The sequence below is a fragment of the Burkholderia sp. Tr-20355 genome (assembly GCF_017104685.1).
GTDB classification, from domain to species: Bacteria; Pseudomonadota; Gammaproteobacteria; order Burkholderiales; family Burkholderiaceae; genus Burkholderia; species Burkholderia seminalis.
Genome location: NZ_JAAGPK010000065.1, coordinates 1 through 13093, shown reverse-complemented (window position 1 = coordinate 13093; position 13093 = coordinate 1). Strand labels below are relative to the sequence as shown.

Here is a 13093-nt window from a genome sequence, read left to right as displayed (position 1 = left end):
GGTGGCGCCGCTCTGAACGCAGGACGCGCGCTCGCCCATCAACGGGCGCGCGTCACTGCCGGATCACGATACGTCGTCGCCCTTCACGGCGATCAGCGCGTGATACTTCTCCATCAATTGCGCATGCGATTCGTCATGCTGCGGATCGCGCGGAATGCATTCGACCGGACACACCTGCTGGCACTGCGGTTCGTCGAAATGGCCGACGCACTCGGTGCACTTGTTCGGGTCGATCACGTAGATGTCCGGGCCCATCGAAATCGCGCCGTTCGGGCACTCGGGCTCGCACACGTCGCAATTGATGCACTCGTCGGTAATCATCAAAGCCATACTGATCTCACTTCCTCAGGCCGGCGGCCGGCTTCGCGACGAAACCGGCCGGCGCCGCATCACGCGGCAGGGCCTCCCATCGCCGTCACTTTCTCGGTCAGCCACTTCTCGACGGACGGGAACACGAACTTGCTGACATCGCCGCCCAACTGCGCGATTTCGCGCACGATCGTCCCCGAGATGAACTGGTACTGATCGGACGGCGTCATGAACATCGTCTCGACGTCGGGCAACAGGTAGCGGTTCATCCCCGCCATCTGGAACTCATATTCGAAATCGGACACGGCACGCAGGCCGCGCACGATCACGCGTGCGTTGTTGGTCCGGACGAAATCCTTCAGGAGGCCGGTGAAACTCATCACCTTCACGTTCGGGTAATGGCCGAGCACCTCGTTCGCAATCGTCAGACGTTCTTCGAGCGAGAAAAACGGCTTTTTCGCGCGGCTGTCGGCGACGCCCACGACCAGCGTATCAAAAATGCTCGACGCACGCCGCACGAGGTCTTCGTGCCCGCGCGTCAGCGGATCGAACGTACCGGGATACACGGCGACTACCATGTCGCTCCTCCTGTCATCACGCAAACGGGATGGCAGCCGCGCGATGCGCACGCCACTGCCGAGATGGGCATGCGTCGCCTTTGCGGCGCGCCGCCTCGTATGGAACGCGCATTATTCATCATTTTCGCGCCGCAGCAAATGATAGTGAACCGCGCCGGCCTTGCCGTGCTTCACCACCTCCCAGCCCGCGAGCGCCTCGTGCGCGGCCGGGTCGAGTTCCGCCCCCGTTTCGACGTACAGCGCGCCGCCCGCCGCGACGAGCGGCGCCGCCAGCGCGATCGCGCGATCGAGCACGGCCGGTTCGCCGAACGGCGGATCGAGAAACACGACGTCGAACGCGCCCGGCGTGAGCCCGGCTGCGAGCCGCAGCGCATCGGCCTCGGCAACCTCGACCGAACGGGCGCCGAGCTTGTCCTTGATCGCCCGCAGCTGCTGCGCGGCGCGCGGGTGACGCTCGACCATCACGACGCCCGCCGCGCCGCGCGACGCGGCCTCGAAGCCGAGCGCGCCGGTGCCCGCGAACAGGTCGAGGCAGCGGCGGCCTTCGAGATCCTGGCCAAGCCAGTTGAACAGCGTCTCGCGCACGCGGTCGGGCGTCGGCCGCAGGCCGTCGAGATCGAGCACCGCGAGCGGCGTGCGCTTCCAGTCGCCGCCGATGATGCGGATCGTGTGCGGCTTGCCGCGGGCAGGAGGGGCCGCCGGGCGGCCGGAAGAGGAACGGGACATACGGGATATCGACGACGGAGGGACCGGGCGCGCGCAGGGGCGCACCGCCAAACAGGCGCACGTTACCACAGCGGCGGCGCGCGCTGACGCGAGCGCCACGCCGCACTGATAAAATGCACGGTTTCGGTCGCCGTGCGCCGCGCCCGCGCGAACGCAGAACGGCCCGCCCAGCGCCCCGCCTCTCTCGGCGGGCCTGCCCTCTTCCCGACGTCAGACCATGTTCAGTTTCTTCAAACGATTCAAGAAATCGCAGGAGCCCGATCCGGCGGAATCGCAATCGGCCGACGCGCAGCAAGCGGACGAGCCGTCCGATGCGCCCGTGGCCCCGCCCGCGGCCGACGTGCCGCAGGCACCCGCGCAACCGGCCGCGCCGGCCGTCGTGATGACGGTCACGCCGACCAACGACGGCCGCGACGAGGTCGTCGAGACGGTCGAGATCGTCCCGCCGCCGCTGCAGGACGCGTCCGCGAAGAAGTCGTGGCTCGCGCGCCTGAAAACGGGGCTCGCGAAGACGGGCTCGAGCATCACCGGCGTCTTCGTCAACACGAAGATCGACGAGGATCTGTACGAGGAGCTCGAAACCGCGCTGCTGATGTCCGACGCGGGCGTCGATGCGACCGAGTACCTGCTCGGCGCGCTGCGCGAAAAGGTGCGCACGGGCCGGCTGACCGACCCGCAGCAGGTAAAGGGCGCGCTGCACGACCTGCTCGTCGAACTGCTGACGCCGCTCGAGAAATCGCTGATGCTCGGCCGCGCGCAGCCGCTCGTGATGATGATCGCCGGCGTGAACGGCGCGGGCAAGACGACCAGCATCGGCAAGCTCGCGAAGCATCTGCAGAGCTTCGACCAGTCGGTACTGCTGGCCGCGGGCGATACGTTCCGCGCGGCCGCGCGCGAGCAGCTCGCGGTCTGGGGCGAGCGCAACAACGTGACGGTCGTGCAGCAGGAAAGCGGCGATCCGGCCGCGGTGATCTTCGACGCGGTCAGCGCCGCGCGCGCGCGCAAGATCGACGTGATGATGGCCGATACGGCCGGCCGCCTGCCGACGCAGCTCCACCTGATGGAAGAGCTGAAGAAGGTAAAGCGCGTGATTGCGAAGGCGCACGACGGCGCGCCGCACGAAGTGCTGCTGGTGATCGACGCGAACACCGGCCAGAACGCGCTCACGCAGGTGAAGGCATTCGACGACGCGCTCGGCCTCACGGGCCTGATCGTCACGAAGCTCGACGGCACCGCGAAGGGCGGGATTCTCGCCGCGATCGCGCGGCAACGCCCGGTGCCCGTCTACTTCATCGGCGTCGGCGAAAAGGTCGAGGACCTGCAGCCGTTCAGCGCGGTGGAATTCGCGGACGCGCTGCTCGGCTGACCCTCGCCGGCACGCACCGCACGGGGCGCCTTCGGGCGCCCTTTTTCATGCGCGCCCGCTCGTCACCGGCGGCGCGGCGCGCTCATTCCGCGTCGGGCTGCGCGCCCGGCTCGGCGGCCTTGAACGCGTCGAGCGCCGCGGCGTGGTCGGCGATCCGCTGGATCGTCGGGAAGCGCGTGGTATCGATCGAGAAGCGGTTCGCGTTGAACACCTGCGGCACGAGGCACACGTCGGCGAGCGTCGGCGTGTCGCCGAAGCACAGCTTGCCGGTGCGCGGATCGCTCGCGAGACGCGTCTCGAGCGTCTCGAAGCCGGCCTCGATCCAGTGCCGGTACCACGCGCTCTTCGCCTCCTCGGGCACCTTCATCGTGTGCTTCAGGTACTTCAGCACGCGCAGGTTGTTCAGCGGATGGATTTCGCACGCGATCTGCAGCGCGATCGCGCGCACGTATGCGCGATCGACCGGCTGCTTCGGCAGCAGCGCGGGCTCGGGATGGATTTCCTCGAGATACTCGATGATCGCGAGCGACTGCTGCAGCGTCGCGTCGCCGTCGACCAGCGTCGGCACGACCGCGTCCGGATTCACTGCGCGGTACGCGTCCTTCAGTTGCTCGCCGCCGTCGCGCAGCATGTGCACGGGAACATAGTCGAACGGCAGCCGCTTCAGGTTCAGGGCAATCCGCACGCGGTACGACGCGGAACTGCGGAAATAGCTGTAGAGCTTCATGGGATGTCTCTGTTGGTCGTATTCGGCCGGCAACGGCACGGGCGCGGCGCAACCGGCGCGCGCACCGCCGGGACCCAGAGTGTAGCGCGGCACGATGCGCGGCCGCGCCCGTGCGATACTCGGGCATTCCTCACCGCTCACCGCGCGGCCCGATGCCGGCCGCCCGCCCCACGCCCCGATGACCGCTTCCCCCGACACCGCCGCCGCTCCGTTCCCTTGCGCCCGCTTCATCAAGGAAATCGGCCGCGGCCCGAACGGCGCGCGCGCGCTGTCCGCCGAGGACACGTTCGCGCTCTACCGCGCGATGCTCGACGCACGCGTGTCGGACGTCGAACTCGGCGCGATCCTGATCGCCTATCGGCTGAAGGGCGAAACCGCCGACGAACTGGCCGCGATGCTCGCCGCCGCGCAGGCGTCGTTCGAGCCCGTGCACGTGCAGGACGCCGCGTTCCGCCCGGTCGCGATCCCGAGCTACAACGGTGCGCGCAAGCAGCCGAACCTCGTGCCGCTGCTCGCGCTGCTGCTCGCGCGCGAAGGCGTACCGGCGCTCGTGCACGGCGTGGAGCGCGATCCCGGTCGCGTGACGAGCGCGGAGATCTTCTCCGCGCTGTCGCTCGCGCCGTCGGCGTCGCACGATGCGATCGAGGACATGCTGGCCGAGCGCCGCGTCGCGTTCGCACCGATCGGCGTCCTGGCGCCGCGCATCGCCCGCCTGCTGTCGATGCGCAGCGTGCTCGGCGTACGCAACTCGACGCACACGCTCGTGAAGATCCTGCAGCCGTTCGCGCCGGCCGGGCTGCGGCTCGTCAACTACACGCATCCGCCGTACCGCGACAGCCTCGCGCAGCTGTTTCGCGATCATCCGGACGCCGCGCTGGGCGGCGCGCTGCTCGCGCGCGGCACCGAGGGCGAAGCCGTCGCCGATACGCGGCGCCAGGTGCAGGTCGACTGGCTGCACGACGGCGTGTGCGACACGCTGATCGAGGCCGAGCGTTCGTCGACCGATGCGCCGCCCGTCGCGCTGCCGGAAGCGCGCGATGCGGCGACCACGGCCGCGTGGACGGACGCCGTGCTGCGCGGCGAGGTGCCGGTGCCGGACACGGTGGCGCGGCAGGTCGCGACGATCGTGGAGATCGCGCGCATCGCACGCTGACGACGCGGCCGCGACCGGCCCCTTTGTCCCGACCATTTGACACGCGCCCGCATCCTGGCATAGAGTGACTGCCATGCGTTCCTTTCCGAACACCCTCCGAATTACCTCCGGCCGCCTAGCGCGGCCGCTATCGCTACGACTAGCCTAAGGCTGTCGTAGCGCCGTGTGCTGTCCGCACGGTCCCTCCCAGCAGTTCCTCGCAGTACCCCTCTCGCAGTTTTTACAACCGAAGTCGTCAGCATTCGTCCGTCTATCCGTCGGCCGATTCGCGAAGATCATCCGCATCCGCGGCGCAATGGCGCGCGGCGATGCGAGGCAGCGCCAACCGTCGCTCATGCCGCCCGTCTTCGCTCGCGACTTGAGACCCGAGGTCCAGAAGATGCAGCGCAATCCGCAAGACAAGTACCGTCCGTTCGAACCCGTCCGCCTCAATGGCCGCCGCTGGCCGTCCCGCGCCATCGAGCGCGCGCCCGTGTGGATGAGCACCGACCTGCGCGACGGCAACCAGTCGCTGATCGAGCCGATGAGCATCGAGCAGAAGCTCGAATTCTTCGAGATGCTGGTGGCGATCGGGTTCAAGGAGATCGAAGTCGGTTTTCCGTCGGCGTCGCAAACCGACTTCGATTTCGTCCGCAAGCTGATCGACGACCAGCGGATTCCCGACGACGTGACGATCGAGGTGCTCGTGCAGTCGCGCGAGGACCTGATCGCCCGCACGTTCGACGCGCTCGAAGGCGTGCCGCGCGCGATCGTGCACCTGTACAACGCGGTGTGCCCGTCGTTCCGCCGCATCGTGTTCGGGATGTCGAAAAACGACGTGAAGGCGCTCGCGATCGACGGCACGCGCATCATCAAGGCGCACGCCGACGCGCGCCCCGACACGCAGTGGACCTTCCAGTACTCGCCGGAAACCTTCAGCATGACCGAGCTGACGTTTGCACGCGAGATCTGCGACGCGGTCGCGCAGACGTGGCGCCCGACCCGCGACCACAAGATGATCGTCAACCTGCCGGCCACCGTCGAAGCCGCGAGCCCGAACGTGTTCGCCGACCAGATCGAATGGATGGACCGCAACCTCGCGTATCGCGACAGCATCGTGCTGTCGGTGCATCCGCACAACGACCGCGGCACCGCGGTGGCGGCGGCCGAACTCGCGCTGCTCGCGGGCGCCGACCGCATCGAGGGCTGCCTGTTCGGCAACGGCGAACGCACCGGCAACGTCGATCTCGTCACGCTCGCGCTGAACCTCTACACGCAGGGCATCGACCCGGGCCTCGACTTCTCCGACATCGACGCGGTGCGCCGCGTCGTCGAACGCTGCAACCAGATTCCCGTGCACCCGCGCCACCCGTACGCGGGCGACCTCGTGTTCACCGCGTTCTCGGGCTCGCACCAGGACGCGATCCGCAAGGGTTTCGCGCAGCAACGCCCCGACGCGGTCTGGGAAGTGCCGTACCTGCCGATCGACCCGGCCGACCTCGGCCGCAGCTATGACGCGGTGATCCGCGTGAACAGCCAGTCCGGCAAGGGCGGCGCGACGTTCCTGCTCGAACGCGGGATGGGCTTCACGCCGACGCGGCGCGTGCAGATCGAATTCAGCCACGCGGTGCAGACGCTCGCGGACGCATCCGGCGAGGAAGTGACGGGCGACGCGATCTGCGCGCTGTTCACGCGCGAATTCTTCGAGACCGACGGCCCGGCCGCGCGCCACGGCGGCAGCGCGCGCTGGCAGAACCGCGAGATCGCGGCGGCGCCCGCGGCCGCGACCGAGTCGGCGCCGGAGGACGCCGTGCGACGATTCGCCGCGGCCTTCGCGGCGGCGGCCGGCGCCGCGATCGACGTCGCGTCGTGCGAATCGGTGCGCGCGACGGACGGACGGTTCGCGGTATCGGTCGGCTGCCGGGTCGGCGACGCACCGCTGCGGCACGGCGTCGGCCTGCATGCCGATGCGGCGAGCGCCGCGCTCGACGCGGTCGTCAGTGCGATCAACCGATCGGCGTGGCACTGCACGGACCACCGCGCGGCGGCCTGACGGCCGCGCATCGACCGAGCGTTCAAACGTCAGCGAGCGGAACGACCGCCCGTGCGCCGCGCGATCCGCGCCGCACGGGCCAGCAAAAAGCGGCCCAGAAGGCCGCTCGATTCGGGGGCATGAAAAGGAGCGCGACGCGCGCTCATGTCTCGGTCGCGCATCGCGTCGCCTGCCACGCGAGCAGGCACCAGCGCCCCTGTTCCTCGGTGTGGACGGACGTATAGGCGATCGGGAAGACCAGGCCGCCGTTGTTCGTTTCCATCTCGATCAACGCGCGCCCGGTGACGACGCAGGTTTCGCCGCCGACCGGCAGCACGTCCTGCGACTGGATTTCGATCTGGCGATAGCGGCGGCGGCCGGTGACGATGGCATCGATGAACTGCTGCTTGGTTTCGCGTTTGCCGTTGGTGTGCACGAAGAACACCTTGTCCGACAGCAGCGCGCCGAGCGCCTCGCCGTCCCCGTCCACCATCGCCCGGAACCGATCGCGCTCGAGCGCGCGGATCGCATCGATCACCTTCGCCATCGCCTGACTCCTCGGCAACGCGCCCGCCGTGCGCGGGCGTGCGGATCAGAAGTTGTACTGCACGTAGAACTGGTGAAAATTTATACCAGGATTCGGCTCTTTGATACCCGCGTTAGACACATGTTCAAAACGGTAGCCGACCTGATACTGTTGCCGTTGGCCGAACTGCACGCCGACGCCCCCGGTCGGCGCGAACTGGAACGCGGTCGACAGCGAGAAGTTGTTCGAGATCGTCGGATGGGTCAGGAGCCGGACCCCGCCGCCCGCCTCGATGAACGGGCGAATCTCGCCCGTGCTCTTGATGAAGCGGAACAACGGCGTCACGCCGAATTCGCCGATGCTGCCGTGGACGTTGCCGCCCGTGTGCCAGTATCCGGCGTGCCCTTCGACGACGAACGCGAAGTGCCAGCCGCCGACCTGCCACCAGTTCCAGCCCGGATCCCACACGACGCCCAAGTCGCCCTTGTCGATCCCGCGCCGATCCGAAAACCCGCCGCCCGCCTGGATCCCCCATCGATCCGCGAACGCCGCACCCGATCCGCCCAGCAGGGACGCCGCCAGCAACGCATGCAGCGCAAGCCGGCTGCGGGGCCGGCGATTCTTCTTATTGTTCATCTGACACTCCAACTTTTTGGGTTGAATGGAGCCTGCCGCGACGGCCTGGCCCGAGCGAACTGAATGGTATGGTAAAGGACTTTTCGGATCGGCATCACGAAGCGAAATGGCTTGCTTCCAAAACGGCAAAAATCGAAATCGTCTACTGATTACCATCAGAAACAATGGTTTACGGAACTTCGCGTCGCGCCCCGGGTCGCAGATTAGACTATCGATTCGACTTCTTCGATAGAAAAACGGGAACTCGGATGCCCACGTCCGCTCTAAGGATTAGCACTCGTCTTCCGGGAGTGCTAAGATGGCCCACGGAATCTCATTCGAGACCGGGGGTTTGTCCCTGATTCCAAAGGAGTTTTTAGTGAGCAACGCCCTGACCCTCCCGAACACCCTGAGCCCGACGCCGGCCAAGGCCGAATCGGCAGGCTCGCTGGCGCTCGCAGCCCAATCGATGTTGCCCGGCCAGCTCGGCAACATCGACGCGTACATCCAGGCCGTCAACCGCATTCCGCTGCTGACCGCCGAAGAGGAACGCCGGTACGCAACCGAATTCCGCGAGGACAACAACCTCGACTCGGCGCGCCGCCTCGTGCTGTCGCACCTGCGTCTGGTCGTGTCGGTCGCACGCAACTATCTCGGCTACGGCCTGCCGCACGGCGACCTGATCCAGGAAGGCAACATCGGCCTGATGAAGGCGGTGAAGCGTTTCGACCCGGCGCAAAACGTGCGCCTGGTGTCGTACGCGATCCACTGGATCAAGGCCGAGATCCACGAGTACATCCTGCGCAACTGGCGCATGGTGAAGGTCGCGACGACGAAGGCGCAGCGCAAGCTGTTCTTCAACCTGCGCAGCCACAAGAAGTCCATGCAGGCGATGACGCCCGAGGAAATCGACGGTCTCGCGCAGGAACTCAACGTCAAGCGCGAAGACGTGACCGAGATGGAAACGCGCCTGTCGGGCGGCGATATCGCGCTCGAAGGGCAGGTGGAAGACGGCGAGGAATCGTACGCGCCGATCGCCTACCTGGCCGACTCGCACAACGAGCCGACCGCCGTGCTCGCCGCGCGTCAGCGCGACATGCTGCAGACGGATGGCATCGCGCAGGCGCTCGAGGCACTCGACGCGCGCAGCCGCCGCATCATCGAGGCGCGCTGGCTGCACGTCGACGACGACGGCTCGGGCGGCTCGACGCTGCACGATCTCGCCGCCGAATTCGGCGTGTCCGCGGAACGCATCCGCCAGATCGAAGCGAGCGCAATGAAAAAGATGCGCACGGCCCTCGCCGAATACGCGTAAATCCCCGGCGCTCGAGCGCGCCTCGTCGAAAACCGCTGCCCGACCGGCAGCGGTTTTTTTTCGCCCGTCTTTTTCGCGGATTTTCACGCGCTTCCGCATGCGCTTCTCTTCCCGCTTCTCTTCCCGTTTCTCCGCTCGTTTCTCTTCCCGTTTCTCCGCCGATTAATTGAGCTGATTCATCAGGTATTCGGCCATTTGCGGGCCCCTTCCGCATAACCTTGATCTGCCTCAACTTTTGCCCCCCGTTTCGCGACGGTCTGCCGCAGCGCAGCACTCGGCATCGGAAAGCAGTCCTTTTAAAATTGGCATGTCAGGCGCAAAAGGATTAAAACAGCTTCACGGCCGTCATAAATCCGACGTAAAGTCGCCCCAAATCCGACGTAAATCGATTCAGGATAATCACCTTGATCTCGATCAATAAAGAGCCTGCGCCGCCTTCCCCGCGGCCGCCCGGCACGATCGGCTGGCGCGCGCGCATCGCCGCGTGGGCACGCGGACCGACCCTCGCCCGCGACATCACCCTGGTGCTGATCGTCAAGCTGATCCTCCTGATGTCGCTCAAATACGCATTCTTCAATCATCCGCAGGCCGAGCACATGTCGCTTCCGCCTGCCGCCGTCGCCGAGAAGCTGCTCTCGGTACCGGCGCCTGCATCTACCGAGGGAGACCACCATGATAAGTAGCGATGTCGTCGATCTGTCACGTCTGCAGTTCGGCATCACGGCGCTCTACCACTTCCTGTTCGTGCCGCTGACGCTCGGCCTGTCCTGGCTGCTCGTCATCATGGAAGCGGTCTACGTGATGACCGGCAAGCAGGTCTACAAGGACATGACGCAGTTCTGGGGCAAGCTGTTCGGAATCAACTTCGCGATGGGCGTGACGACCGGCATCACGCTCGAATTCCAGTTCGGCACGAACTGGTCGTACTACTCGCACTACGTCGGCGACATCTTCGGCGTGCCGCTCGCGGTCGAGGGGCTGATGGCGTTCTTCCTCGAATCGACCTTCGTCGGCCTGTTCTTCTTCGGCTGGAACCGCCTGTCGAAGGTCAAGCACCTGATCGTCACGTTCCTCGTCGCGCTGGGCTCGAACCTGTCCGCGCTGTGGATCCTCGTCGCGAACGGCTGGATGAACAACCCGGTCGGCGCCGAGTTCAACTACCAGACGATGCGCATGGAGCTGACCAGCCTGTTCGACGTGCTGTTCAACCCGGTCGCGCAGGTGAAGTTCGTGCATACGGTGTCGGCCGGCTACGTGACGGCCGCGATGTTCGTGCTCGGCGTGTCGTCGTGGTACCTGCTGAAGAAGCGCGACGTCGACTTCGCGCTGCGCTCGTTCGCGGTCGCGGCCGGCTTCGGCCTCGCGGCGACGCTGTGCGTGATCGTGCTCGGTGACGAATCGGGCTACACGACCGGCGAAGTGCAGAAGATGAAGCTCGCCGCGATCGAATCCGAATGGGAAACGCAGCCGGCGCCCGCGTCGTTCACGCTGATCGGCATTCCGAACCAGGAAGAACAGCGCACCGACTACGCGATCAAGATCCCGTACGCGCTCGGCCTGATCGCGACGCGCTCGATCGACGAGCCCGTGATCGGCCTGCGCGATCTCGCGAAGCACAGCGAGGAGCACATCCAGAGCGGGATGATCGCGTACGGCGCGCTGCAGAAGCTGAAGGAAGGCGACACGAGCGCGGCCACGCGCGCGTTGTTCGACCAGCACAAGCAGTATCTCGGCTACGGGCTGATGCTCAAGCAGTTCACGCCGAACGTCGTCGATGCGACGCCGGAGCAGATCAAGGCCGCCGCGAAGAAGACGATTCCGCCGGTCGCGCCCGTGTTCTTCTCGTTCCGGATCATGGTGTTCCTCGGCTTCCTGTTCCTCGCGACCTTCGTCGCCGCGTTCTGGTTCTGCGCGCGCCGCGAACTGCTGCAGGACAACCGCCGCTGGTTCCTCCGCTATGCGGTGTGGGCGATCCCGCTGCCGTGGCTGGCCGCGGAATTCGGCTGGGTGGTCGCCGAGCTCGGCCGCCAGCCGTGGACGATCGCGGGCATCCTGCCGACGCACCTGTCCGCGTCGAGCCTGCAGCCGAGCGACCTGTACCTGAGTCTCGCGGGTTTCATCCTGTTCTACACCGTCCTGTTCGTCATCGAGATCACGCTGATGTTCAAGTACGCGCGCCTCGGCCCGTCGTCGCTGCATACCGGCCGTTATCACCACGAACTCGCGGCCGCCAGCGAGCGCGCCCCGGCGTGAGCACGCACCCGAAACGGAACAAGGAATCGCTATGGACTATGCAACTCTCAAGCTGATCTGGTGGCTGCTCGTCGGCGTGCTGCTGATCGGCTTCGCCGTCACCGACGGCTTCGACATGGGCGCGACCGCGCTGCTGCCGTTCCTCGGCAAGACCGACGACGAGCGCCGCATCATCGTCAACACCGTCGGCGCGACTTGGGAAGGCAACCAGGTGTGGCTGATCACGGCGGGCGGCGCGATGTTCGCCGCCTGGCCGCTCGTCTACGCGGCGTCGTTCTCCGGCTTCTACTTCGCGATGCTGCTCGTGCTGTTCGCGCTGTTCTTCCGGCCGGTGGGCTTCGACTACCGCAGCAAGCGGCCCGACCCGCGCTGGCGTGCCGGCTGGGACTGGGGCCTGTTCGTCGGCGGCTTCGTGCCGGCGCTCGTGTTCGGCGTCGCGTTCGGCAACCTGCTGCAGGGCGTGCCGTTCAAGTTCGACAGCGACCTGCGCGTGACCTACTACGGCGGCTTCTGGGCGCTGCTGAACCCGTTCGCGCTGTTGTGCGGGCTCGTCAGCCTCACGATGCTCGTCGCGCACGGCGCCGCGTTCATCAAGATGAAGACCGACGGCGTGATCGCGCGCCGCGCCTCGATCGCGCTGCGCGTGGCGTCGTTGCTCGCGGTCGTGCTGTTCGTGCTGGCCGGCGTGCTGGTCGCGTCGACCATCGGCGGCTTCCACATCACGCATGCCGCGCCGACCGACACCGTCGCGAACCCGCTGCTCAAGGATGTCGCCGCCGGCTCGGGCCTGTGGCTCGCGAACTACGGCGAATTCCCGTGGATGATCGCCGCCCCCGTGGTCGGCATCGCGGGCGGCCTGCTCGCGCTGCTGCTCGCCGGCTCGAAGCAGGAGAAGACGGCCTTCTTCTGCACGGGGCTGATGATCACCGGCGTGATCCTGACCGCGGGCTTCTCGATGTTCCCGTTCATCATGCCGTCGTCGCTCGACCCGCGCAGCAGCCTGACCGTGTGGGATTCGACGTCGAGCCACCTGACGCTGCAGGTGATGCTGTTCGCGGTGATCGTGTTCCTGCCGATCATCCTGCTCTACACGAGCTGGGTGTATCGCGTGATGCGCGGCAAGGTCACGCGCCAGACGCTCGAAGAGAACAAGCACTCGATGTATTGAAGAACCGGGCCGGGGCACGCCGCGCCCTCGCCCATCGTTTCGCAAGGAGTCGGATCATGTGGTATTTCAGCTGGATTCTCGGTATCGGCGTCGCGCTGTCGTTCGGCATCGTCAACGCGATGTGGCTCGAAGCACGGCAGAAGGCGCAGGAAGCACCCGTGCGCGCCCGCCGCGACTGATGCCCGCCTGACCCGCGTGCGGCCGATCGCGCCGCCGCCGTCCGGAACGAACCTCGCATCACGCGAGGTTTTTTTCGTCCCGCCCCCGCCGGACGGGCGCCGTGCATCGATGCCAATTTAGCGCCAGATTGATACCACTTGAATACCAATAAAAGGTTTCATAAGAA

At 66.5% G+C, this 13093-nt stretch carries 14 protein-coding genes; 8 read left to right on the top strand and 6 right to left on the bottom strand.

Features of this window, described 5'->3' with window-relative positions:
• Positions 1-63: 63 nt before the first annotated feature.
• The 3 genes from G3N62_RS18285 to rsmD form a co-directional block, all read right to left on the bottom strand.
• The gene (locus tag G3N62_RS18285; protein ID WP_124670204.1) at positions 64-330 is read right to left on the bottom strand and encodes a YfhL family 4Fe-4S dicluster ferredoxin; all 267 of its coding nucleotides are present in this window, start codon (positions 328-330) and stop codon (positions 64-66) included.
• A gap of 59 nt (positions 331-389) precedes the next feature.
• Positions 390-887 (bottom strand): pantetheine-phosphate adenylyltransferase, encoded by a 498-nt coding sequence (gene coaD / locus G3N62_RS18280; protein WP_021163047.1) that lies wholly within the window; start codon positions 885-887, stop codon positions 390-392.
• Between the two features lie 111 nt (positions 888-998).
• The gene (gene rsmD / locus G3N62_RS18275) at positions 999-1613 is read right to left on the bottom strand and encodes a 16S rRNA (guanine(966)-N(2))-methyltransferase RsmD (protein WP_049034320.1); all 615 of its coding nucleotides are present in this window, start codon (positions 1611-1613) and stop codon (positions 999-1001) included.
• A 217-nt stretch (positions 1614-1830) separates the two neighbouring features.
• Here rsmD and ftsY point away from each other — a divergent pair, with 217 nt between their 5' ends.
• The gene (ftsY, locus tag G3N62_RS18270; RefSeq protein ID WP_124670205.1) at positions 1831-2979 is read left to right on the top strand and encodes a signal recognition particle-docking protein FtsY; all 1149 of its coding nucleotides are present in this window, start codon (positions 1831-1833) and stop codon (positions 2977-2979) included.
• Between the two features lie 82 nt (positions 2980-3061).
• Here ftsY and maiA read toward each other — a convergent pair whose 3' ends face one another.
• The gene (maiA, locus tag G3N62_RS18265; protein ID WP_034189260.1) at positions 3062-3706 is read right to left on the bottom strand and encodes a maleylacetoacetate isomerase; all 645 of its coding nucleotides are present in this window, start codon (positions 3704-3706) and stop codon (positions 3062-3064) included.
• Positions 3707-3884: 178 nt separating this feature from the next.
• Here maiA and ybiB point away from each other — a divergent pair, with 178 nt between their 5' ends.
• Together ybiB and leuA are read left to right on the top strand one after the other, a co-directional pair.
• Entirely contained in the window at positions 3885-4859 is a 975-nt protein-coding gene (gene ybiB / locus G3N62_RS18260; RefSeq protein WP_034189259.1) for a DNA-binding protein YbiB, read from the top strand.
• Positions 4860-5238: 379 nt separating this feature from the next.
• Positions 5239-6891, top strand: a complete 1653-nt coding sequence (gene leuA / locus G3N62_RS18255; RefSeq protein WP_124670206.1) for a 2-isopropylmalate synthase — start codon at positions 5239-5241, stop codon at positions 6889-6891.
• A 142-nt stretch (positions 6892-7033) separates the two neighbouring features.
• Here leuA and G3N62_RS18250 read toward each other — a convergent pair whose 3' ends face one another.
• The gene (locus tag G3N62_RS18250) at positions 7034-7417 is read right to left on the bottom strand and encodes a nuclear transport factor 2 family protein (RefSeq protein WP_124670207.1); all 384 of its coding nucleotides are present in this window, start codon (positions 7415-7417) and stop codon (positions 7034-7036) included.
• 45 nt (positions 7418-7462) lie between these two features.
• Positions 7463-8032, bottom strand: coding sequence for an acyloxyacyl hydrolase (locus G3N62_RS18245; protein WP_034189257.1), 570 nt, complete (start codon positions 8030-8032; stop codon positions 7463-7465).
• A gap of 358 nt (positions 8033-8390) precedes the next feature.
• Between G3N62_RS18245 and rpoH the strand changes: the two genes are divergently transcribed.
• The 5 genes from rpoH to cydX all read left to right on the top strand — a co-directional run bounded on the left by rpoH (position 8391) and on the right by cydX (position 12926).
• The gene (gene rpoH / locus G3N62_RS18240; RefSeq protein ID WP_034189256.1) at positions 8391-9326 is read left to right on the top strand and encodes an RNA polymerase sigma factor RpoH; all 936 of its coding nucleotides are present in this window, start codon (positions 8391-8393) and stop codon (positions 9324-9326) included.
• A 404-nt stretch (positions 9327-9730) separates the two neighbouring features.
• Positions 9731-10009, top strand: a complete 279-nt coding sequence (cydP, locus tag G3N62_RS18235) for a cytochrome oxidase putative small subunit CydP (protein ID WP_034189255.1) — start codon at positions 9731-9733, stop codon at positions 10007-10009.
• Positions 9999-11579: a cytochrome ubiquinol oxidase subunit I gene (locus G3N62_RS18230; protein WP_034189254.1), complete on the top strand. Its 1581-nt coding sequence runs from the start codon at positions 9999-10001 to the stop codon at positions 11577-11579. Before cydP ends, G3N62_RS18230 begins: the two co-directional genes overlap by 11 nt.
• A 31-nt stretch (positions 11580-11610) precedes the next feature.
• Positions 11611-12747 (top strand): cytochrome d ubiquinol oxidase subunit II, encoded by a 1137-nt coding sequence (gene cydB / locus G3N62_RS18225; protein WP_034189253.1) that lies wholly within the window; start codon positions 11611-11613, stop codon positions 12745-12747.
• A 56-nt stretch (positions 12748-12803) separates the two neighbouring features.
• Complete coding sequence (gene cydX, locus G3N62_RS18220; RefSeq protein WP_059233151.1) at positions 12804-12926, top strand: cytochrome bd-I oxidase subunit CydX; 123 nt, start codon at positions 12804-12806, stop codon at positions 12924-12926.
• The last annotated feature ends 167 nt before the right edge of the window (positions 12927-13093 follow it).